Raw genomic sequence first — 22178 nt, forward strand, 5'->3', positions numbered from 1 at the left:
CAGGGCCGGGCAGGGCCAGGGCCAGGCCAGGTCGGCTGCAGCCGGGCCTGAGCCACCGGGCCGACCCGACAGGCTCAGTACTCGACCGGGTCCACCCGGCGCAGCACGATCGCGAGCAGCTCGGCGAGGCGCTCGCGCTCGTCGTCGGTGAGCCGGTCGAGCGCGGCACGCTCGCGGTCGAGCTGGGCAGGGAAGAGTTCGTCGACGAGGCGCTCACCCTCCTCGGTGAGCGAGAGCAGCACGCCCCGACGGTCGCGTTCGACGACGGTGCGCTCGACCAGCCCCTCGCGCTGGAGGTGGTCGAGCCGCTTGGTGATCGAGGCACCGGGCGCGCGCGTGATGGTCGTGACCTCGCGTGCTCGCAGAGGCCGCCCCGCGCGCCGCAGGGCCGTGAGCACCTCGAGCTCGGGGCGGGTCAGCGACCGCTGCGCGAGGGCGGCGTCGCTCGCCTCGGCCAGGAGCGCCGCGATACGGGTGATCCGGCCGATCGAGTCGGCGGGCGACACGTCGACGTCGGGCATCTGCTCTGCCCACTGCTCGCGCAGGCGCTCCACGTAGTCCACGGGACCAGCGTAGTGCCCCGGCCCAATTAGTTCACTAGTGAAACATCTGCGAACGAGGCGTATCCTGGACGGGATGCCACTCTCCTCGTCGACCGCCACCGCCATGCCCGCCCACGCCACCACCGAGCAGCACTCACCCGACCAGCACTCCCCAGTCCGCACCGCCGCGCGCGACGTCCTCGACCCCGCACACCTGCGGGCCGCCCTGCGCCTGACCTCGGTCGATGCGACCCTCGCGGCAGCCCTGCGGTGCGGGGCGAGCGTCGCGCTCACGCTCGTCCTCGCCGCGACGAGCGGTCACCAGGACCTCGCGGGCTTCGCGGCCCTCGGCGCCCTGACCTCGCTCTACGGCCGGTTCGACCCGTACCGCCGTCGCGCCGCGCTGCTCGCGCTGGTCGGCACGACCATGATCGGCTCGATCCTGCTCACGACCGCGGTCACGGCCGCGGGCGCCCCGGCCGCGGTGACGCTCGGGATCGTCGCGCTGCTCGCCGGCGGCATGACCGCGCTGTGCCAGCTCCTGCGCACGGGCGCACCCGGCGCCACGATCGTCGTCTTCGCCGCGGGCGCGGGCCTGGCGGGAGCACCCGCGTTCGCCGACCTGGCCCCGCGAGGCCTCGCCGCGCTCCTGGGCGTCGTGGTCGCCTGCGTCGTGTGCCTGGCAGGATTCCTGGTCCGACCGAGCGCTCCGGCACGTCTGGCGGTGCGGCGCGCGACGCTCGCCGCCGAGGCCGCGGCCCTCGCACCCGACGACCGTGGCGCCGTCGGGCGGGCGCAGGACGCCGTGGCCCTCGCCCGGACCGTCCTCGCCGACGACGCCTCGCACGGCCGCACGCGCGCGACCGCGCTGCGGCTCGCCGACGAGCTCTCCGGCGCCGCCGGGACGCCCGCCGACCTCCCCTCACGCCTCTCGTTGCGCGCGACCGCCCGTGCGTCGCTCACGGACGGAGGCTGGGGTCTGCGCGCGGCGCGCGTGACCCTCGCGGCGGCCGCCGCGGCGGGGCTCGCGCAGGTCGCCGGGTTCGGGCACCCGGCCTGGGCCGCGATGGGCGCCACCGCGACGCTCCAGGGCACGACGACGCAGCACGCCGTGGTCCGCGCGCTCCAGCGTGCGCTCGGCACGGTCGCGGGCGCCCTGATCGCGTGGCCGCTGCTCGACGCGCACCTCGGCTTCTGGGCGACCGCGGCGCTCGTCGTCGTGCTCCAGGTCGTGACCGAGATCGTCGTGGGGCGTCACTACGGCCTCGCGATGCTGACCATCACGCCCATGGCCCTGCTCATGACGTCGCTCGGCGGGTCGGGCGAGGGCATCGCGCTGGACCGGGCGCTCGACACCGCGGTCGGCGCCCTCGTCGGCGTGCTCGCCGTGGTGCTGGTCCACGCCCGGCGCCGTCCGGCGGCACCGGGCACGGGAGGTGCCGCGGTCTGACCGCGGGGGCGCAGGCGTGGCCCCCGGTCCGTGAGGACCGAGGGCCACGACGCACCGGGTCCGGCGAGGTCAGACCTCGATGCTCTCCAGCATCTCGGTCACGAGCGCCGCGACGGGCGAGCGCTCGGACCGCGTCAGGGTCACGTGCGCGAACAGCGGGTGGCCCTTGAGCGCCTCGATCACCGCGGCGACGCCGTCGTGCCGACCGACACGCAGGTTGTCGCGCTGGGCCACGTCGTGCGTGAGGACGACCCGGGAGGACTGCCCGATGCGCGAGAGCACGGTCAGCAGGACGTTGCGCTCGAGCGACTGGGCCTCGTCGACGATGACGAACGCGTCGTGGAGCGAGCGCCCGCGGATGTGGGTCAGGGGCAGGACCTCGAGCACGTCGCGGTCCACGACCTCGTCCATGACCTCCTTGGACACGAGCGCGCCCAGGGTGTCGAACACGGCCTGCGCCCACGGGTTCATCTTCTCGGCCTCGGAGCCGGGCAGGTAGCCGAGCTCCTGGCCGCCCACGGCGTACAAGGGGCGGAAGACCATGATCTTGCGGTGCTGCCTCTTCTCGAGCACGGCCTCGAGGCCCGCGCAGAGCGCGAGCGCGGACTTGCCCGTCCCGGCGCGCCCGCCGAGCGACACGATCCCGATCTCCTGGTCGAGCAGCAGATCGATCGCGATGCGCTGCTCGGCCGAGCGCCCGTGCACGCCGAACACGTCCTGGTCCCCGCGGACGAGCTGCACGTGCTTGTCGGCCGTGACGCGACCCAGCGCGGAACCCCGCGGCGAGTGGATCACGAGCCCCGAGTGCACCAGGAGCGGCTCGGCGGCCGCGACCGTGGCGGCGTCGAGAGCTGAGAGCTCGACCGACTCGTGCTCCCACAGGTCGGCCATCTGCTCGTCGCTCACGTCGATCTCGCCCATGCCCGTCCAGCCCGAGTCGATCGCGAGCTCGGCCCGGTACTCCTCGGCCCGCAGCCCCACGGCGGAGGCCTTGACCCGCATGGGCAGGTCCTTGGACACCACGGTCACGTCGCAGCCCTCGCTCGCGAGGTTGGCCGCGACCGACAGGATGCGCGTGTCGTTGTCGCCCAGGCGGAACCCGGCGGGGAGCACGGTGGGGTCCGTGTGGTTGAGCTCGACCCGCAGCGTCCCGCCGACGGCCCCCACGGGCAGCGGGGCGTCTAGGCGGCCGTGCTTGACCCGCAGGTCGTCGAGCATGCGCAGCGCGCTGCGGGCGAAGTACCCGAGCTCGGCGTGGTGCCGCTTGGCCTCGAGCTCCGTGATGACGACGACAGGGAGGACGACGTCGTGCTCGGCGAAGCGCAGCATGGCTCGCGGGTCGGACAGGAGCACGGACGTGTCGATGACGAAGGTACGACGGGCCGCGGAGGTCGCGGGGTCGGGGCTCGTCGGGTCAGGGGACGCGACGCCCGTGACGTCGGGTGCAGCTCCAGAAGCAGAGGCGGTTCGGACCACAGCAGGCTCCCTCCGGCGCGCGGCGCCGTTCTCGCTGGGTGGGGCAGGCGACCGGCCGACGGATGGCCGGTGCCGGCCCTCCTGCGCGGAGCAGAAACTCCATCGGATGGCCTCCCGGAGGACGACGTGTGTCGTCCGTCACGTTCGAAACTACGCCCGTGAAGTTCGGCCGTGTCGACCTGACACGCCGCGCGTCCGAGATGTCACCTGCCGTTCACGCGAGCGGGGCCCGCCCACCCCCTGGGACGGGGTGGGCGAGCCCCGGGTGCCCGACGGCGGCACGTGCGCTCCGCCGTCGGGCACCGTCCGCGAGTGCTCAGTCCGCGTGCGCGACGTGCGTCGCGCGCATGGCGAGCGCCGCGACGAGCCCGATCACCAGGACCGCCGACGTGACGAGCAGCGTCTGCCCGACCGCGACCGAGAAGCCCTGGTGCAGCGCGGTCGTGGCGGCCTCGCGGATCTGCGCCGCGGCCTCGGGCGGGATGCCCGCGGGCAGCTCCATGGCCTGGGCGCCCCCGGTGAACGCCCCGCCGGCCGACGCGAAGCCGTCGACGAACGGCTGACGCAGGTCGGCGGGCAGGCCCGCCGCGGCGTCGCGCGCGGCCGCGGGCAGGGTCGCCGAGAGCCGGCTCGTGAGGGTCGCGACGATCGCGGCCGACCCGATCACGCCGCCCACCTGGCGGAACGTGTTGAAGGCGCCCGCTCCGGCGCCCGCGGTGCGGTGGTCGAGCCCCGAGGTCGCGAGGTTCGCGAGCGGCGAGAACACGGCCCCGGTCCCGATCCCGAACAGGGTCATGGGCGCGACGATGGACAGGGTGCTCGCGTCGGGCGCGACCGCGACGCTCAGCCACACGACCGAGGCGGCGAGCAGCGCGAAGCCCGTCGCCACGACCCACTTGGCCGGGATCCGGTCGGACAACCTGCCCGCGAACGGCGCCACGACGCCGGACACGAGCGATCCCGGCAGGTTGATGAGCGCGGCCTCGATCGGCGAGAGCCCCAGGATCGACTGCAGGAAGATCGTCAGCGGGAAGAAGATCCCGATCATCCCGAACGACACGGCCATGCCGGACACGTTCGCGAGCGAGAAGTTGCGCGAGTGGAACAGCGTGAGCGGCAGCAGGGCGCGGTCGCCTAGGTGCCGCTGCCACAGCACGAACGCCGCGAGCACCAGGACGCCCAGGCCGATGATCGACCAGATGGTGAGAGGTCCCACGACGGTGCCCCAGTGGTAGGTCTCGCCCTCCTGCAGGCCGAACACGAACAGGAACAGGCCCACGATCGAGAGCGCGACGCCGATCATGTCGAAGCTGCGCTTGTTGGTGGGCAGCGACGGCAGGCTCCGCAGCGCCAGGACGAGAGCCACGACGCCCACGGGGATGTTGACGAAGAAGATCCACTCCCAGCCCCAGGTCTCGACGAACACGCCGCCGAGCAGCGGGCCCGCGATGGTCGCGACGCCCGCGACCGCTCCCCACAGACCCATCGCGGCCCCGCGCTGACGCGGTGGGAAGACGCGCGTGATCATCGACATGGTCTGCGGGGTCATGAGCGCCGCGCCGACGCCCTGGACCGCGCGCGCCACGATGAGCATCTCGACCGATCCCGACAGCCCGCACCACAGCGACGAGAGCGTGAAGACCACGAGGCCCAGGACGAACACGGGCTTGGGGCCGAACCGGTCGCCCAGGCGCCCGGCGAGCAGGAGGAGCACCGCGTAGCTGAGCAGGTAGGCGCTGTTGACCCAGCCCACCGCGGTCAGGGTCGTGTCGAACGTGTCGACCAGCGTGGGGACCGCGATGTTCACGATCGTGGTGTCGACCATGATCATGAAGAAGCCCAGGCACAGCGCGGGCAGGATGCTCCACGGGCTGCGCCCGCCGAGGTCGACGAGCGGGGGTCCGGCAGGAGCCGGCGGGCCCACCGGCGCGTCGGCTGGGGAAGGCGGCGTGGCGGGGGCCGTCCGGGTGCCTGCCGTCGGCAGGCTCCCGGAAGAGGGTGGCGTGGTCATGGGTGGTCCTCGGGGCTCGGAGAGGTGCGGGGGTGTGCGAGAAGGCTGCGCGAGCAGCGGCACCGGCGTGACGCCGGCGGCCCGTCAGGGCACGTGATCCGTCGCTGCCGCCTGCGAGCGGGCGGCAGCGAAGTCACGGAAGGACTGCGGGACGGACTCGTCCCAGTCCAGGGCTCCGGAGTCGAGGTCGGCGAGCAGGCCGTCGAGCCAGGCCAGCTCGGACTCGATCCGGTGGATGTCGTACTCGACGTCGAGCAGGAGGCGACGCGGCAGCCCGTGGTGCCGGACGACGTCGTACCTGCTGGTGTAGGAGGCGAGCTCGTCGGCCGTCGCGGCCCGGCGGGCTCGCAGCGCATCGACCGCGCTCTGGTGGCCGATCGCGTGGGCCTGGGACAGCGCGAGCGGGAAGCACGGGTGCTCGCGCCGGGGGTGACCGAGGAGCAGGGCCGTGCGGTCCGCGAACGCGTCCCGCCCGCCCTCCGTCAGGCGGTACGTGGTCCGCTGGGGCCGGTTGCCCTCGCGGTCGGTACCGACCACCTCGACATACCCGTCCGCCGCGAGGCGGTCCATCGCGTGGTAGACCGAGCCCGGCGTGATGCTCGCGAGCCGGTCGTCCCCGCGCTGCTTGAGCGTCTGGTGGACCTGGTAGGGGTGCATGGGCTGCTCGTGGAGGAGCCCGAGCAGGAGGAGCGCGGCGGCGGACAGCTCCTTGCGTGCCATGCGCTCTCCTCCTGACGGCGGTTCGTTCGTTCGTCGCTTGGTTCGGGCGGCCGGGCGGGCCGTGATGGTCGGCGGGGCCGGCCGACCGACGGGCCGGGCGCACGCGCCGAGTGCTCGGACGCGTTCGCTCCCCCAGGAATATTCCCGTCGGAATATACGCCCCTGCGACCGGTGGGTCGAGAGAGAAGCCCCCCACCGTGGGGCACGTCACGCGGCCGGGACGTCGTCCGCCGAGAAAGAGGGCCGGCGTCGAGGTAGAGGGCGCGAACCCTCTACCTCGACGGCCGGCCTCTACCTCGCGCCCCACGGCCCGACGGACACGACAGAGGTGTTCGACTGCTGCCGAGATGTCGACTACTCCCGCCACCGCCCGCGGCACTAGGCTCGGTCAGGCGGGTCGTGCGAGAGGGCCGAGCAGCATCGCTGCAGGTCACGAGCACACCCGACCGCCGCCCACCCAGCGGCGTCGGCGCGGACGCAGGGACGGCCCGCCACCGGAGCAGCATCAGAGCGGGTATCGAGAACGAGCTCGACACGAGGAGACGCATGGACACGGCAGCGGGCACGTCATCGGCACCCGAGCAGGCACGAGGTCCGGTCGGTGAGACGACGGCGGGCGCCCCCCTGCCCGGCTCGATGCCGGGCTCGACAGCCCGCCCGGCGGCCCGCTCGACGGCGGGCGCGGCCTCGCCCCTCTCGCCCCTGGTCCCGCTGCCCGGCGGCACCTACCGGCGGGGATCGACCGAGTTCTACCCCGACGAGGCCCCGGTCCACGAGGTCACGGTCGGCCCGTTCGAGATCGAGCAGCACCCCGTGACCAACGCGCAGTTCGCGGCGTTCGTCGACGCGACCGGCTACGTCACGGTCGCCGAGCGTCCGCTCGACCCGGCCGACTACCCGGGCGTCGCGGCCGAGGACCTCCAGCCGGGTGCGCTCGTCTTCACCCCGACGGCGGGCCCCGTGAACCTCTCCGACTGGCGCCAGTGGTGGCGCTGGCAGCCCGGGGCCCGGTGGAGCGCACCGCACGGCCCGGGCAGCTCGATCACCGGGCGCGAGGACCACCCGGTCGTGCAGGTCTCGTACGAGGACGCCCAGGCCTACGCGGCGTGGGCGGGCAGGTCGCTCCCCACCGAGGCCGAGTGGGAGTACGCGGGACGCGGCGGGCTCGACGGCGCACGGTTCGCCTGGGGCGACGAGTACCAGCCCGACGGCGAGCTCCTCGCGAACCACTGGCAGGGTTCGTTCCCGTACCGCAACACGGGCGCCCGGGGGTGGGTCGGCACGAGCCCCGTGGGGACGTTCCCCGCGAACGGGTTCGGGCTCGACGACATGACCGGCAACGTCTGGGAGTGGACGTCGTCGTTCTACACGCCCAACCACGCGGTCGACGCCCGCACGGCCGAGGAGGTCGCCGCCGCGCGCGACGCGCTCACGATCGAGATGCCCGCGTGCTGCGCGCCGAGCACCGGCGCGGCCATGGCAGCGGCCCACCCCGCCCCGCACGACCCCCTGGGCAGCCGGGCGACGGTCGAGGGGGCCGGGGGCGTGCCGGGCGACTCCTCGGACGCGCTCGCGGCCGCGAGCGCCGAGCCCGGCTCGGCGATCCCCCGCAAGGTCCTCAAGGGCGGGTCGCACCTGTGCGCGCCGGAGTACTGCCTGCGCTACCGGCCTGCGGCTCGTTCTCCCCAGGCGGTCGACACCGCGACGAGCCACATCGGCTTCCGCTGCGTGGTCCGCCCGCCCGTGGCGGTGGCGCCGAGCATGCCGGCCTCGACGCGCAACCTGCTGGGCTGACGCGTGGCCGGGTCCGGAGTCGCGTCGGCCTGCGCGGTGCTGCTGCGCGGGGTGAACGTGGGAGGGGGCCGCAAGGTCCCCTCCGCAGACCTGCGCGCGGTCGCGCAGGACGCGGGGTTCGCGGGCGCGCGCACGCTCCTCAACAGCGGGAACCTCGTCGTCTCGCCGGGGACGTCGGGGGCCTCGGGGCCCGACGACGTCGCGCGCCTCGTGCGCGCGGGGCTCGCCCGGCGCCTGGGGCTGGACGTCGACGTGCTCGCGCTGACGGGCGCGGACCTCGAGCGGGCGGTCGCGGCGAACCCGTTTCCCGAGGCCGCGAGCCAGGACCCGTCGCACCTGCTGCTGACGTTCTACCCTGCGGCACCTGATCCCGAACGGGTCGCCGCCCTGGACCCGCTGAGCTACGGGGTCGAGCACATGGCGTGGTCCGGGCCTGTCAGCTACACCTGGTACCAGGGCGGTGTCGGGACCTCGAGGCTCACGCCCGCGGTGCTGCTGCGGACGGTCGGGCTGTGGGGCACGGCGCGGAACTGGAACACGGTGACCAAGCTCGCCGGGCTGGTCGCCGAGGCGGGCTGACGGCCTCAGGCGCGGCGCTCGACGCCGACCGCCCCCGTGGGGGCAGCCGGGGAAGCCGGTCGCCAGTGCTGGGCGGCCCCGTCGTCCCGTACGACGACCCCGATCGCCGCGAGGTCTGCTCGCAGCGCGCGGACGTGGTCGGTCTTTCCCGCGTCCATCAGGCCGGCCCGTGCCCGCAGGAGCGCGTCGGCGCCCGTGGGAAGCCCCGGGTCGCCGATCTCCCAGCGGCGGTAGGCCGCACGGAAGGGGTCGCCGGTCTCCCGCCAGGGCCACCCGTGGCTCGTGAACGCCGCCCGGACCTTCGCGAGGGGCAGATCCGCGGGCCACCGGCCGACCTCCCGCTCGCCTGCGAGGAGGACGATCTCCTGGTCCTCGACGTACACGTCGGTCACGTCGGACCGCCCGAGGGTCTCGAGGGTGTCCTTGGTCCTGAACCCGGCCCCCGTGGACGTCACGGCGATGCGCCCCATGGTCTCGACCAGGTGCTGGGCGAGGACCGCCCCGAGGAGAGCGCCCACGATCCCGAGCCCGACGACCGTGCACGCCCCCCACCTGTCGGCGAGCGTGTCGACCGAACGGGCGATGCCCTGCCACGGCGCCCACGACAGACCGGCCATCCAGGCCGCGAGCCAGCGCAGGCCGACCCCGGCCACGGCGCCGAGGACCGGGAGGACGACGCGGAGGAACAGCGTGTCGGCGGACGAGCACCCGACGACGGTCTCCTCCGGGGAACGAGGAGGGAGGTCAGGGTCGGGCCGGTCGGAGAGTTTCTCGTACACCTGTCCATGCTCCCGTGGGCGAGGTGTCCGAGACATCCCCCTTTCGGCGGACCTGTCGCCCGCCGAGGTCCACCTTCCGGCGTCCCCGGGCGATCCCACCGTCCTCCTTCAGGACCGTCCGCCGAGAGCCGGCCCAGGCCGACCGAGCCGCTCGACCGGTAAGATGGGAGGCTGGTGTGCCGGGAAGTCTGGTCGGCGTGACGTCGACGACCCCTCAACCGCAGGAGACCTGTGAGCACGCACGAGCAGCACACCCCCACCCCGGACGACTCCCCTCGCACGAGCGACGCGACCCCCGGCCCGGCGACCGCGGACGGTGCGACGAACCTCCCGGCGAGCGCGTCGCCGTCGGGCAGCCAGAACCCCGCCCCCGCTCCCCTGCCGACGACGCGCCCCACCGCTGCGCAGCGCTGGAAGCGCTGGGTCACGCGCGAGACCACGGGCGGTGCGCTCCTCATCGGGGCCGCGATCATCGCGCTCGTGTGGGCCAACTCGCCCTGGCGTGCGGCGTACTTCGACCTGTCCGCGCTGACGTTCGGTCCCGAGGCGCTGCACCTCGACCTGTCGCTGTCCACATGGGCCGCCGACGGGCTGCTGGCCATCTTCTTCTTCGTGGTCGGCGTCGAGCTCAAGCAGGAGTTCGTCTCGGGCTCGCTGCGCAACCCGCGCCAGGCCGGGGTGCCCATGCTCGCGGCCGTGGGCGGCATGGTCGTGCCCGCGATCCTCTACGTCACCGTCGCGCTGTGGGGCGGGGGCGCCGACGCGGTGCACGGCTGGGCCATCCCGACCGCGACCGACATCGCGTTCGCGCTCGCGGTCCTCGCGGTGTTCGGCCGCGGGCTTCCGACCGCGATCCGCACCTTCCTGCTCACGCTCGCCGTGGTCGACGACCTGCTCGCGATCGTCGTCATCGCGGTCTTCTACACCGAGACGCTGCACTGGGCCCCGCTGGGCCTGGCGCTCGTGGGCGTCGCGCTGTTCGCGTTCCTGGTGCGCCGACGCCGGACGCACTGGTGGCTCCTGCTCCCGCTCGCGTTCGTCGTCTGGGCCCTGGTCCACGCGTCCGGGATCCACGCGACCGTCGCGGGCGTGCTCCTGGGCTTCACGGTCCCGGCCGTCGTCCTGTTCGGCGAGAAGTCCTCGCGCACGCACCAGTACGAGCACGTGGTCCGGCCCGTCTCCGCGGGGATCGCGCTGCCGATCTTCGCGTTCTTCGCGGCCGGCGTCTCGCTGGTCGACGGCGGCGGGGTCGGCGAGATGATCGGCCAGCCGGTCGCGATCGGCATCATCGTGGGGCTCGTGGTCGGCAAGGGCATCGGCGTGCTGGGCGTCACGGCGCTCGTGACGAGGCTGACGCCGCTGCGCCTCGCCCCGGGCATCGGGGTGCGCGACCTGCTGCCCGTGGGCCTGCTCGCCGGGATCGGGTTCACGGTCTCGCTGCTCATCGCCGAGCTGTCGTTCCCCGACTCCGAGCACACCGAGTCGGCCAAGGCCGCGGTCCTGCTGGCGTCGGTGATCTCGGCCCTGCTCGCGGCCGCCGCGCTGCGCTGGGACGCCCGGCGCAAGCGCTCGAACGACATGAACGAGGACGGGCTGCCCGACGACGTGTCGACGTACATCGGCGACGCGGCCGACGACGAGCGCTGACCCGCTTCACCCGGCGCCCGGTGGCGCGAAACCCCCAGCCCCGTACGATCGCACCCGTGCAGCCAGACGTCACGCAGAAGCCCGAGAACGCTCCGGACGCCGGGTCGCCCGAGGTCGCCGAGGCCGTCGGCCAGGCCGAGCCTGCCGGGCCGACGGACGAGCCCGGCGCGCGCTCGACCACGCCCGACGGCGAGCCGAGCGCCCGGCCGTCGCGGCGCCGTCGGGCGTGGGCGTGGCTCCAGCACTACGCACGGCGCTTCTCCACGACCGGGCTCGTCCTCGCCCTCCTGTTCTTCTGCTACTCGCTCACGCCCTCGCTCATCCCCCGCGCCTGGTACTACCAGGCGCTCATCACGGGCATGAGCATGGTCGGCGGGTACGGGATCGGGGCGTTCGTCGAGTGGTTCGCCCTCAAGGTGGGGCTGCGGATCCGCTGGAGCCCGCGCGTGAGCCGGATCGCCTGGTGGGTCCTGGGGGCCGCGACGATCGTCCTCGTGCCGCTCTTCCTGGTGCTCGGCGCGCGCTGGCAGCACGAGCTGCGCGCCCTGTTCGGCATGCCCGAGCAGGCGCCGGCCAACGACGTCGCGGTCGTGTTCGTCGCGGTCCTCATCGCGATCGGCGTCCTGCAGCTCGGCCGCGCGCTGCGCCGCGTCGCGCAGTGGGTGAGCCTGCTGGTCGACAACATCATGCCCAAGCCGATCGCCCGCTTCCTGAGCGGGGTGATCGTCGCGGTCGTGGTCGTCCTGCTCTTCAACGGCGTGATCTGGGCCGGGGCGCTGCACATGCTCAACAACGTCTACGCGAGCGCCAACGAGCAGATCGACCCCAAGCTCGCCCCGCCGACCTCGCCCGACCGGTCGGGCTCGCCCGAGTCCGGCTCGTCCTGGGAGTCGCTCGGCGCCGAGGGGCGCCGGTTCGTGGCGCTCGGCCCCACGCAGGCCGAGCTGACCGAGTTCGCGGCGGGCGGCGACGTGATCGACCCGGCAGACGTCCAGGAGCCCATCCGCGTGTACGCGGGCCTCGACCCCGAGGGCGACCTCGACGCGACCGCGCAGCGCGTGGTCGACGAGCTCGACCGCACGAACGCCTGGGACCGCTCGGTCCTGGTCGTGGCCACCACGACCGGCACGGGCTGGGTGGACCCCGGCATGAGCAGCTCGCTCGAGCTCATGCACGGCGGCGACACCGCGATCGCCTCGATGCAGTACTCGTACCTGCCGAGCTGGATCAGCTTCGTCGGTGACCGGAGCACCCCGCCGAACGCGGGCAAGGCGCTCTACGAGGCCGTGTACGAGGCGTGGTCGAAGCAGCCCGAGGACTCGCGTCCCCGGCTCATGGCGTTCGGGATCTCGCTCGGCTCGTTCGGCGCGCAGGGCGCGTTCAGCGGCCTGCAGGACATGACGACCCGCACGGACGGCGCCATGTTCGTGGGCACGCCCAACTTCACGCCCAACTGGACCGACTTCACGACCCACCGCGACGCCGGCTCGCTCGAGTACTCGCCCGTGTACGAGGAGGGCGCACAGGTCCGGTGGGGCACCGAGGTCTCGAGCGCGGCCAACATCTGGTCCGTGCCCGGCACGTGGGAGACCCCGCGCGTCGTGTACGTCCAGCACGCGTCCGACGGCGTCACGTGGTGGTCCCCCACGACGCTGTGGTCCGAGCCCGACTGGATGCGCGAGCCCCGCGGGCCCGACGTGCTCGACGCCGTCGAGTGGCGCCCCGTCGTGACGTTCTGGCAGCTCACGGGCGACCTGTTCGTGGCCGCTGCCTCCGACATCCCCGCGGGTCACGGGCACGTCTACTACCTCGAGTACGCCGACGGCTGGTCGGCGCTCAACGCCCCCGACGGCTGGGACGAGGACGACACCCTGCGCCTCAAGGAGCAGATGCTGACCAAGCAGCCGGCCGCGTCGAGCTCGACGGGCTGAGGCACCCGCTCCCCGCGCCCGACGGCGGCGCGCACCTTCTCGGGGAGGGTGCGCGCCGCCGTCGGCGTTCCTGGGCGAGCGCAGGTCAGGCGCGGGCCCCGCCCGCGCGCGCCGACGGCAGCGCTCCCGCGACCACCAGCGCGACGAGGCCCACGACCGCAGCGAGCCCGAAGGCCACCGAGAACGGGGTCGTCGACGAGACGGTCCCGCCCTGGACCACGGCCCCCGCCAGGAGCGCGGTCGTGACCGGGGCCGCGACAGCCGACCCGACCGTGCGCAGCACCGCGTTGAGCCCCGTGGCGGCCGCGACCTCGTCGGCCGGCGAGAGCATCGTCACGAGCTGTGCGCACACCGCGAACCCGATCCCGTTGCCGAGCCCGAGGAGCGTGAAGAACACCAGGACGGACCACATCTCGCCCGGCCAGACGGCCAGGCCCGCCCCCGCGACGGCCATGACCAGGACGGCCGTGATCGCCAACGACTTGGCGCCGAAGCGGATGCTCAGCGCCGGGGCGACGCGCCCGCCCACGAACACCAGGACCGCGCTGGGGAGCAGCACCAGACCGGTCTGCGTGACCGTGAGTCCCGACCCGGCGCTGGGCTGTGCCTGGAGGATCAGCGGCAGGCTCACGTAGAACACGTAGGGCACGAACCCGAGGGCGAGGGTCAGGACGCTCGTGATCACGAGCGACCGGTTGCGGAACGTGCGCACGTCGACCAGGGGCGCGGGCGACCGCAGCTCGACCAGGACCAGCACGGCCAGGGCGCAGACCGCCGCGAGCCCGACGCCCCAGGTCAGCGGCGACGTCCACCCCCACGACCGGCCCTGGGAGACCGCGAGCAGCAACCCTGCGAGACCTCCCGCGAGCAGGAACGTCCCCGCCCAGTCGGTGCGCGCCGCGCGTCCCGCAGGACGGGCAGGTGTCGCCGGGACCCAGGCGAGGACCATCGCGAGCGCGACGAGGACCAGGGCCGCGGTCGACCAGAAGAGCCAGTGCCACGAGAGGGACTCGACGATCAGACCGCCCAGGACCAGCGCGACGCCCGCCCCGACCCCGACCATCCCGGACAGCCACCCGAGGGCGGTGACCAGGTGCCGCCCGTCGAGCGACCGGCGCGAGATCGCGAGGGCCAGCGGGAAGGTCGCGGTGCTCACGCCCTGGACGACGCGCGCCGCGAGCAGGACGCCCAGGTTCGGCGCGAGGCCCGCGGCCACGGTCGCCGCGGCGAAGACGACGAGCGTGACGACGAGGACCCGACGGTGCCCGTAGCGGTCGCCGAGCGAGCCGACGACAGGGGCGAGCACGGCACCCGCGACGAGGAAGGCCGTGAGGATCCATCCCGTCCCCTGCGGCCCCGACCCGAGGGCCTCGCCCAGCGTCGGGAGGGCCGGCACCAGGAGCGTCTGCATGAGCGAGAAGGCCAGGACCGCGGTCGAGAGGGCAAGGATCACCAGGGCCGGCCTGGCCCGCACTCCCGGGCCGCTCTCTCCGGGCGGGGCCGACGGCGCCGTGGCCGTGCCGGGAAGGGTGGCGGTGGACGTGGGGGCAGGACGGGTCACGGGCACGGCTCTCGGTCGATGGCCGGCGGACCGGCAGCAGATGGAACGGAACGGAATCTCCGTTCCGTTCCAAAGTAGCATCCACGACGGCTACCGTGAAGGCATGCCTCCGGACCCGACCTCGCCGCCGCTCGCCGGTCGCAAGCGCGAAGCCCTCGCCAACGACCGCAACGTGCTGGTCGCAGCGCGCGAGGTCTTCTCCCTCCACGGTCCCGAGGCGAGGATCGCGCAGGTCGCCGAGCGGGCAGGCGTCGGCGTCGGGACGGTCTACCGGCGCTACAGCACCAAGAACGCCCTGGTCCGCGCGCTGCACGTCGCGGCGATCGACGAGCTCGCACAGATCGCGCGCGAGTGCGCCCAGGGGGCCGGCACCACGGAGGTCGCCGCGACGGGTGCCGTCGAGACCTTCCTGCGGCGGCACATCCTCGAGTCGTTCGGCCCGCTCATCATCTCCTCGGGCGAGCACCCGCCCGCGACGCCCGAGGTCGACACCGCGTCCGCCGCGCTGCACGGGGCGCTCGAGGAGCTCCTGGTGGTCGACCGCGCGGCCGGACTCGTGCCGACCACCCTCACCCCGGCGGACCTGATGCTGCTCATCACCCACCTGCGCCCGCCCCTCCCCCTGCCGCGCGCGCAGGCCGACGCCCTCCACCTGCGCTATCTCGGCGTGACGCTCGCCGGGCTCGCGCAGGCCGCCGCGTCAGCGGGTTCCCCGGCGACCGCCGCCTCCGCGGACCTTCCCCCGGGCCCCTCGTGGGAGGACTGGCTCGCGATGTGGAGCGCGCGCGACACCGGGACCACCGCGGGAGACTGAGCCGCGACCCCGTCGACGAACAGCTCGACGGCCGCGTCTCCCCCGGCCGCCACGAGCCGCTCCGGAAGGTCGGCCAGGCCGTCGACCTGCTCGACGTGGCGAACGCCCGGCGGGACGCGCCCGGCGAGGACCGCGAGCGCCACCTCGGCCGCGACCAGCCCGGTGACCCTCCCCTGGCCCGACGCGACGAGCGAGACCTGCGCCGCACGGTCGCCGTCGCGGGCCGTGGCGGCGAGCGCGAACCGGTCGCCGCCCACGTGCACGGCACCGAAGACCGCCGCGAGCGCGCGCCGCCCGCGCGCACCGCGGAACGCACGCAGCACTCCCGAGCGCCGCGCCCCGAACAACGACGCCGTCAGCACGCGCGAGTCGAGCGCGAACCGGGTCGTCACCCGGGGCACGTCGAGCGTGCGGCGCAGGGCGTGCTGGTCGGAGAAGTCGAAGGGGTGGACGGTGCGCCGCCCGAGGGCGGGCAGCAGGACCTGGCGAGGACCGCCGTCGGGCCGTGGTCCGACCAGGCCGTCGACCGTCCAGCGGATCGCGTCCGCGCCGTGCGCCTCGCCCCCGCCGAGGACCACCGCGACGTCTATCTCCTGGGCGCCGCCGACCAGGTCGTGCGCACGCCGGGCGAGCAGGTTCGTGAGCCCAGGTGCGACTCCCACGCTCAGCACGGCCGCGGCGCCCGCCTCGCGGGCGACCTCGTCGAGGACCTCGGTCGCCTCGAGCTGGCCGCGGGACGCCGAGACGTCCACGAGCGACACGCCCCGCGCGAGGCACGCCCGGGCCACCCGGTCGTCGCCCGGTTCGACGGCCAGGACGACGAGGCCCACCCTGTCGAGCGCCGCGTCGAGGGTCGCGGGGTCGGCGAGGTCGACCCGTTCCGCTCGGGGCGAGCCGATCTGGCGCGCCGCCTCCTGCGCCGCGGCGAGGCTGCGCCCGGCGGGCACCACCCGGCCGGGGACGGCCTGGGCGAGCCGTGCGCACACGACCGAGCCCACCGCACCGTAGCCACCGATCACGAGCACGTCCCGTGCATTCACTAGAGTCATGCTCTAGTGAATATCACTGTAGTCTCACTACAGTCAATCGTCCCCGAGGAGTCCCCATGCCGCCCACCCGCGCCGAGAAGGCCCGCGCGACGCGCACCCGCATCCTCGACGCGGCGCACGAGCTCTTCGTCGAGAACGGCTGGACCCGCACCTCGGTCGACGACGTCGCCCGGGCCGCCGGCGTCGCGACGCAGACGATCTACTACACGTTCGGCACCAAGCACGCGCTCTTCAAGGAGCTGCTCGACGCGCGCGTCGCGGGCGACCACGACGACGTCGCGACGCTCGACCGGCCCTGGGTGCACGAGGTGCTGGCCGAACCCGTCCCCGCACGCCACCTCGCCCTGCACGCCGCCGGCGCCCGGGCCGTCCTGGACCGCGTCGCCCCGCTGCTGCGGGTGCTGCGCGACGCCGCGCCCGGCCTGCCCGCCCTGACCGACCTGTGGACCGCGAACCAGGACCAGCGGCGGACCGTCGCCGCGACCCTGACCGCCGCGCTCGCCCGCAAGGCGACGCTCCGGACCAGCACCGAGGCCGCGGCCGACGTGACCCACACGCTGCTCGGCCCCGACACCTACGGGACGCTCGTGCTCGACCTGGGATGGTCCCCCCAGGCGTGGCAGGACTGGGCCGCCGACGCGCTCGCGCGCCAGCTCCTGGCGCCGTCCGACGCGTCGGGCACGGCGGGTCGGTGAGCGCCGCTGCACGACCGCCGCACGGGAGCCGCCGGGCTCTCGGGCCACCGACGCTCCCCTGCTAGGGTCGACCGTATGAGCCACTCGTCGACCGTCATGATGCGCCCCACCCGGGGCCCTTCGTGATGCGCTGACCGCGCTCGTCACCACCCAAGGCCTCGCCGCAGCGAGGCCTTTCGTGTGTCCGGGCCCGGTGCGGTCGAGGCGTCCGTCGAGGCACCCGCCGAGGTGCCGCAGTCCCCGAGAGGACCCTGCGCCATGACCCTCCCGCCCGCACAGCCCACGCCGGCCGGCAGCACCGCACCGCCCGCCGGCCCCACCTTCTACGTCACGACCGCGATCCCCTACGTCAACGGCGACCCGCACCTGGGTCATGCGCTCGAGCTGGTCCAGACCGACGTCCTGGCTCGCCACGCACGCCTGCGCGGGCGGCCGACCCGCTTCCTGACCGGCACCGACGACCACGCCCTCAAGAACGTGAGCGCCGCCCGCGCCGCGGACCGTGAGGTCGGGGGGTTCGTCGCCGAGCGCGTCGAGGACTTCCGCGCCCTGCGCCCTGCGCTGTCGTTGTCCACGGACGACTTCCTGTCGACGTCGTCCGACCCCCGTCACCGGCCGGGCGTCGAGGCTCTGTGGCGTCGCTGCGCCGAGGCCGGCGACTTCTACCGACGCTCCTACGAGGGCCTGTACTGCGCGGGCTGCGAGCAGTTCTACACCCCCGACGAGCTCGACGCGTCGGGCCGCTGTCCGGAGCACGTGCCCCTGCCCGAGCGCGTCGTCGAGGAGAACTGGTTCTTCCGGCTGTCCCGCTACGGCGACCGCATCCGCGAGGAGATCGCGACGGGGCGCGTGCGCATCAACCCGGCCGCCAAGCGCAACGAGGTCCTCGCGTTCGTCGACGCCGGGCTCGAGGACTTCAGCGTCTCGCGGCCAGCAGCCCGTTCGGACGGGTGGGGCGTCCCCGTGCCGGGCGACCCCTCGCAGGTGGTGTACGTGTGGTGGGACGCGCTGACCAACTACGTCACCGCGCTGGGCTACGGCTCGGACCAGGCAGACCCGGGCGCCGCGGACGACTACCGCACCTGGTGGTCCGGCGGCGACGAGCGCGTGCACGTGATCGGCAAGGGCATCACACGTTTCCACGCGGTGTACTGGCTCGCGCTCCTGCTCTCGGCGGGCGAGCCGCTGCCCACCACGATCCACGTGCACGACTACGTCACGGCCGGCGGCGCCAAGCTCGCCAAGTCCGCGGGCACCGCGGTGCACCCCGTCGGGCTCGTGGACGCCTACGGCACCGACGCGCTGCGCTGGTGGTTCGCGCGCGAGGTCCCGCTCCTGGGCGATGCCGAGTTCACGACCGAGCGCCTCGTCGCGCGGCACGACGACGAGCTGGCCCACGGCGTGGGCAACCTGGTCAACCGTACGCTCACGCTCGTGCACCGGTTCCGGGACGGCGTCGTACCCGCGCTCCCCCGCACCCGGGCGAGCGCACCCGACGAGCTGGGCTCCGCCGTCGGGCAGGTCGCCCCTGCCGTGGACGCGGCCCTCGCGGACGCGGACCTGCGGACCGCGACCGGGGCCGTGTGGCGCATCGTCGACGCGGCCAACCGGTACGTCAACGCCGAGAAGCCGTGGGAGCTCGCAGCCCGCGAGCGCGCCGGGGACACGGACGCGGGTGGACGACTGGACGAGGTGCTCGCGCGGCTCGTCGAGGCGTGCCGGGTCGTGGCGGCCGAGCTCTCGCCGTTCGTGCCCGACGGCGCCGCGCGGCTCCGCGAGCAGCTCCTCCCGGTCGCGGCGGCAGGCGGGCAGGGGGTCAGCGACGACCGGGTCGGCAGCCCCGACCCGGTCTTCCCGCGCCTGGGCTGACCCGCTTCCTGCTGGGTGCGGAGTTCTTGCGCGACTCGCCGGGCGGTTCTCGCAAGAACTCCGCACTCAGCAGACGGCTACCGCAGCGCCGGTGCGTGCGCCTCCAGGAACCGGTAGACCTCGGTCTGGTCCACCCCGGGGAACGCCCCCACCGGCATCGCGGCGAGCATGCTCGCGTGGGGGCGCGCGCTGGGCCACGACTGGTCGCCCCAGCGCTCGGTCAGGGCCACGGGCGGTCGCCGGCAGCACGACTCGTCGGGACAGCGCGAGACCGTTCGCTCGCTCGTCTCGCGCCCCCGGAACCACTTGACGTGCGCGAACGGCACGCCCACGCTCACCGAGAACTGGCCGTCGTCGGAGTCCTGGACGCGCGACGTGCACCAGTAGGTGCCGGTCGGGGTGTCGGTGTACTGGCTGAACGGGCTCAACCTGTCCTCGACCGCGAACACCGTGCGCGCGGTCCAGTTGCGGCACACGTACTGGCCCTCGACCGCGCCGAGGGGGTCCGCGGGGAAGCGCACGCCGTCGTTCTCGTAGGCCTTGTGGATGATCCCGGACTCGTGGATCTTCATGAAGTGCACCCCGATGCCCAGGTGCGTCGTGGCGAGGTTCGTGAACCGGTGGGCCGCGGTCTCGTAGGAGACCGAGAACGCGTCGCGCAGGTCCTCGACCGAGATCTCGCGGGCGTCCTTGGCCTCCTTGAGGAGCTTGACCGCGTCCCGCTCGGGCAGCAGCAGCGCGGCCGAGAGGTAGTTGGCCTCGACGCGCTGGCGCAGGAACTCGGCGTAGTCGCGCGGTTCGTGGTGGCCAAGGACGTGCGACGCGAGCGCCTGGAGCAGGGCCGAGCGCGGGTCGCTCGACGCGCGCGTGCCCGTGCTCGGCAGGTACACGCGGTGGTGGCGCAGGTCGATGACCGAGCGGGTCGAGTGCGGCAGGTCGTGCACGTAGTGCAGCGAGAAGCCCAGGTGCGTCGCGAGGTCCGCGGCCACGCGCTGCGACATGGGACCGCGGGCGTGCCCGACGCCGTCGAGCAGCTCGCGCGCGGTGGTCTCGAGCTCGGGGAAGTGGTTGTCCTGGGCTCGCATGGTCGCGCGGAGCTCGGTGTTCGCGCGGCGCGCCTCCTCGGGGGTCGCGGCCCGCTCGGTGTGCAGGCGCTCGAGCTCTCGCTGGAGGCCCACGATGGCCTCGAGCGCGTCGCTCGGGAGCGACTTGCCGACCCGCACCGCGCCCAGCCCGAGCGAGGCGAACAGCGGCCCGCGCTGCGCACGCTCGAGCTCGATCTCGAGGGCCGCCCGGCGCGTGGGCGGCTCGGCCGAGAGCAGGTCCTCGACGCTCGCGCCGAGCGCGCGGGCGATGGCCTGGAGCTGCGAGAACTTGGGTTCGCGTCGCCCGTTCTCGATCACGGACACCTGCGAGGGTGCTCGCCCGATCGCGGCTCCCAGGTCGTCGAGCGTCATGCCCTTCTCGGTGCGCAGGTGCCGGATGCGGCGGCCGATCGTCAGGGCGTCGGCCTCGTCCTCGACGGCCAGCGTGCCGCCGAGGAGGCCGCGGTTCTCGCGGGGCGGCGCAGCGATCTTCTGCGCCGGGCCGGGGTCAGTTGCCATGACTGAGGGTGACACACGTCACTCCTTGCGCACAACAGAAGAACTCGACTTCTTCTACGAAAGAAGTCCTTGTGGACCCCTTGCGCGGCGAAGGAAGGTCGTTCCACGGCCACCGCTCACCCCGAGCGGCGACCGGAACGAGTACCACCGCACGCAACGAAGCTCTGGAGGCACCCCGTGACCACCCCGCCCATCATCAGCCGTCGCTCCGAGAACGAGTACGCCACGCCCCGCCCGGCGTCCGCGGCCTCCCGGACCGAGGCCGTCACGGCCCCCGTCGCATCCTCTGTCAGCTCCCCCGCACGGGCCGGCGACCAGCGCCAGTCCGCGGCCGACCTCGCGCTCTCCTGGTCGACCGACCCTCGCTGGGCCGACGTCCAGCGCGACTACACGGCCGAGGACGTCGTCGCCCTGCGCGGCTCGGTGCGCGAGGAGCGCACCCTGGCCCGTCGCGGCGCCGAGAAGCTGTGGGACCTCATCCACACCGAGGAGTGGGTCGCCGCGCTCGGCGCCATGACCGGCAACCAGGCCGTGCAGCAGGTGCGTGCGGGCCTCAAGGCCATCTACCTCTCCGGCTGGCAGGTCGCGGCCGACGCCAACCTGTCGGGCCAGACCTACCCGGACCAGTCGCTCTACCCCGCGAACTCGGTCCCGGCCGTCGTGCGCCGCATCAACAACGCGCTCCTGCGCGCCGACCAGATCGAGACCGCTGAATCGCCCCTCGGGACGCCCGAACGCGACTGGATCGCCCCCATCGTCGCCGACGCCGAGGCCGGCTTCGGCGGCGCCCTGAACTCCTACGAGCTCATGCACTCGATGATCGAGGCCGGCGCGGCGGGCGTGCACTGGGAGGACCAGCTCGCGTCCGAGAAGAAGTGCGGCCACCTGGGCGGCAAGGTCCTCATCCCGACCTCGCAGCACATCCGCACCCTGAACGCGGCCCGCCTCGCCGCGGACGTCGCGGGCGTCCCGACCGTCATCATCGCCCGCACCGACGCGCTCGCCGCCGACCTCATCACGTCCGACGTCGACCCCCGCGACCAGGAGTTCCTCACGGGCGAGCGCACCGCCGAGGGCTTCTACCGGACGCGTCCGGGCATCGACACGGTCATCTCGCGCGGCCTGGCCTACGCCCCGTACGCCGACCTCATCTGGGTCGAGACGGGCGAGCCGGACCTCGAGCTGGCCCGCCGGTTCGCCGAGACCATCCACGCGCAGTTCCCCGACAAGAAGCTCGCGTACAACTGCTCGCCGTCGTTCAACTGGAAGAAGCACCTCGACGACGCCCAGATCGCGAGCTTCCAGAAGGAGCTCGCCGCGATGGGCTACGCGTTCCAGTTCATCACCCTGGCCGGCTTCCACGCCGTGTCCCACTCCATGTTCGAGCTCGCCCGCGGGTACAACGACCGCGCGATGAGCGCCTACGTCGAGCTGCAGGAGGCCGAGTTCGCCTCCGAGGTCGACGGCTACACGGCCACCCGCCACCAGCGGGAGGTCGGCACCGGCTACTTCGACCGGGTCGCCACGGCTCTCAACCCCGACAGCGCCACCCTCGCGCTCGCCGGGTCCACCGAGACCGCCCAGTTCCACTAAGCCTTGCCCGCCTCGCCGAGGTAGAGGTCTCGCGTCGAGGTAGAGGGCTCCAGCCCTCTACCTC

The 22178-nt window shown here is 73.8% G+C and carries 16 protein-coding genes and 1 pseudogene; 9 read left to right on the forward strand and 8 right to left on the reverse strand.

Features of this window, described 5'->3' with window-relative positions; translation table 11 throughout:
* Window positions 1-74: 74 nt before the first annotated feature.
* Window positions 75-563, reverse strand: a complete 489-nt coding sequence (locus ACIPWA_RS12600; RefSeq protein ID WP_400290577.1) for a MarR family winged helix-turn-helix transcriptional regulator — start codon at window positions 561-563, stop codon at window positions 75-77.
* A 73-nt stretch (window positions 564-636) separates the two neighbouring features.
* On the opposite strand from ACIPWA_RS12600, the gene ACIPWA_RS12605 reads away from it, so the two are divergent.
* Window positions 637-1992: an FUSC family protein gene (locus ACIPWA_RS12605; RefSeq protein WP_400290579.1), complete on the forward strand. Its 1356-nt coding sequence runs from the start codon at window positions 637-639 to the stop codon at window positions 1990-1992.
* A gap of 69 nt (window positions 1993-2061) precedes the next feature.
* Here the strand turns inward: ACIPWA_RS12605 and ACIPWA_RS12610 are convergent, their stop codons facing one another.
* The 3 genes from ACIPWA_RS12610 to ACIPWA_RS12620 form a co-directional block, all read right to left on the reverse strand.
* On the reverse strand, window positions 2062-3321 hold the full coding sequence (locus ACIPWA_RS12610) for a PhoH family protein (protein ID WP_056654600.1): 1260 nt from the start codon (window positions 3319-3321) through the stop codon (window positions 2062-2064).
* A gap of 463 nt (window positions 3322-3784) precedes the next feature.
* Window positions 3785-5479, reverse strand: a complete 1695-nt coding sequence (locus ACIPWA_RS12615; protein WP_400290581.1) for a DHA2 family efflux MFS transporter permease subunit — start codon at window positions 5477-5479, stop codon at window positions 3785-3787.
* Window positions 5480-5563: 84 nt separating this feature from the next.
* A complete protein-coding gene (locus ACIPWA_RS12620) occupies window positions 5564-6199 on the reverse strand; it encodes a PadR family transcriptional regulator (RefSeq protein ID WP_400290583.1) in 636 nt (211 codons plus the stop codon).
* A 636-nt stretch (window positions 6200-6835) separates the two neighbouring features.
* Here ACIPWA_RS12620 and ACIPWA_RS12625 point away from each other — a divergent pair.
* Together ACIPWA_RS12625 and ACIPWA_RS12630 are read left to right on the forward strand one after the other, a co-directional pair.
* On the forward strand, window positions 6836-7993 hold the full coding sequence (locus tag ACIPWA_RS12625; RefSeq protein ID WP_449870898.1) for a formylglycine-generating enzyme family protein: 1158 nt from the start codon (window positions 6836-6838) through the stop codon (window positions 7991-7993).
* A 3-nt stretch (window positions 7994-7996) separates the two neighbouring features.
* Window positions 7997-8572, forward strand: a complete 576-nt coding sequence (locus ACIPWA_RS12630; RefSeq protein WP_400290586.1) for a DUF1697 domain-containing protein — start codon at window positions 7997-7999, stop codon at window positions 8570-8572.
* 5 nt (window positions 8573-8577) lie between these two features.
* On the opposite strand, the gene ACIPWA_RS12635 is transcribed toward ACIPWA_RS12630, so the two are convergent.
* Complete coding sequence (locus ACIPWA_RS12635; RefSeq protein WP_400290588.1) at window positions 8578-9351, reverse strand: YqeB family protein; 774 nt, start codon at window positions 9349-9351, stop codon at window positions 8578-8580.
* A 378-nt stretch (window positions 9352-9729) separates the two neighbouring features.
* Here ACIPWA_RS12635 and nhaA point away from each other — a divergent pair, with 378 nt between their 5' ends.
* Together nhaA and ACIPWA_RS12645 are read left to right on the forward strand one after the other, a co-directional pair.
* Window positions 9730-10998 carry a Na+/H+ antiporter NhaA gene (nhaA, locus tag ACIPWA_RS12640; RefSeq protein ID WP_056765542.1) on the forward strand — a complete coding sequence of 423 codons (1269 nt, stop codon included), beginning with the start codon at window positions 9730-9732 and terminating at the stop codon, window positions 10996-10998.
* A gap of 56 nt (window positions 10999-11054) precedes the next feature.
* A complete protein-coding gene (locus tag ACIPWA_RS12645) occupies window positions 11055-12929 on the forward strand; it encodes an alpha/beta hydrolase (protein ID WP_400290590.1) in 1875 nt (624 codons plus the stop codon).
* An 85-nt stretch (window positions 12930-13014) separates the two neighbouring features.
* Here ACIPWA_RS12645 and ACIPWA_RS12650 read toward each other — a convergent pair whose 3' ends face one another.
* On the reverse strand, window positions 13015-14490 hold the full coding sequence (locus ACIPWA_RS12650; protein ID WP_400290591.1) for an MFS transporter: 1476 nt from the start codon (window positions 14488-14490) through the stop codon (window positions 13015-13017).
* A 103-nt stretch (window positions 14491-14593) separates the two neighbouring features.
* Between ACIPWA_RS12650 and ACIPWA_RS12655 the strand changes: the two genes are divergently transcribed.
* Window positions 14594-15304, forward strand: a complete 711-nt coding sequence (locus tag ACIPWA_RS12655) for a TetR/AcrR family transcriptional regulator (RefSeq protein ID WP_400290594.1) — start codon at window positions 14594-14596, stop codon at window positions 15302-15304.
* 701 nt (window positions 15305-16005) lie between these two features.
* Here the strand turns inward: ACIPWA_RS12655 and ACIPWA_RS12660 are convergent.
* Window positions 16006-16353: pseudogene (locus ACIPWA_RS12660) on the reverse strand (saccharopine dehydrogenase NADP-binding domain-containing protein); the annotation flags it as partial.
* Between the two features lie 56 nt (window positions 16354-16409).
* Between ACIPWA_RS12660 and ACIPWA_RS12665 the strand changes: the two are divergent.
* Together ACIPWA_RS12665 and metG are read left to right on the forward strand one after the other, a co-directional pair.
* Window positions 16410-17048: a TetR/AcrR family transcriptional regulator gene (locus tag ACIPWA_RS12665; RefSeq protein ID WP_400290596.1), complete on the forward strand. Its 639-nt coding sequence runs from the start codon at window positions 16410-16412 to the stop codon at window positions 17046-17048.
* A gap of 258 nt (window positions 17049-17306) precedes the next feature.
* Entirely contained in the window at window positions 17307-18917 is a 1611-nt protein-coding gene (gene metG, locus ACIPWA_RS12670; protein ID WP_400290598.1) for a methionine--tRNA ligase, read from the forward strand.
* Between the two features lie 77 nt (window positions 18918-18994).
* Here metG and ACIPWA_RS12675 read toward each other — a convergent pair whose 3' ends face one another.
* Entirely contained in the window at window positions 18995-20521 is a 1527-nt protein-coding gene (locus tag ACIPWA_RS12675) for a helix-turn-helix domain-containing protein (protein WP_400290600.1), read from the reverse strand.
* A gap of 177 nt (window positions 20522-20698) precedes the next feature.
* Between ACIPWA_RS12675 and aceA the strand changes: the two genes are divergently transcribed.
* Complete coding sequence (gene aceA / locus ACIPWA_RS12680; protein ID WP_248948671.1) at window positions 20699-22114, forward strand: isocitrate lyase; 1416 nt, start codon at window positions 20699-20701, stop codon at window positions 22112-22114.
* Window positions 22115-22178 lie beyond the last annotated feature (64 nt).

Origin of the sequence: Oerskovia enterophila, from assembly GCF_044748475.1 — a bacterium.
Classification (GTDB): Bacteria; Actinomycetota; Actinomycetes; order Actinomycetales; family Cellulomonadaceae; genus Oerskovia; species Oerskovia enterophila.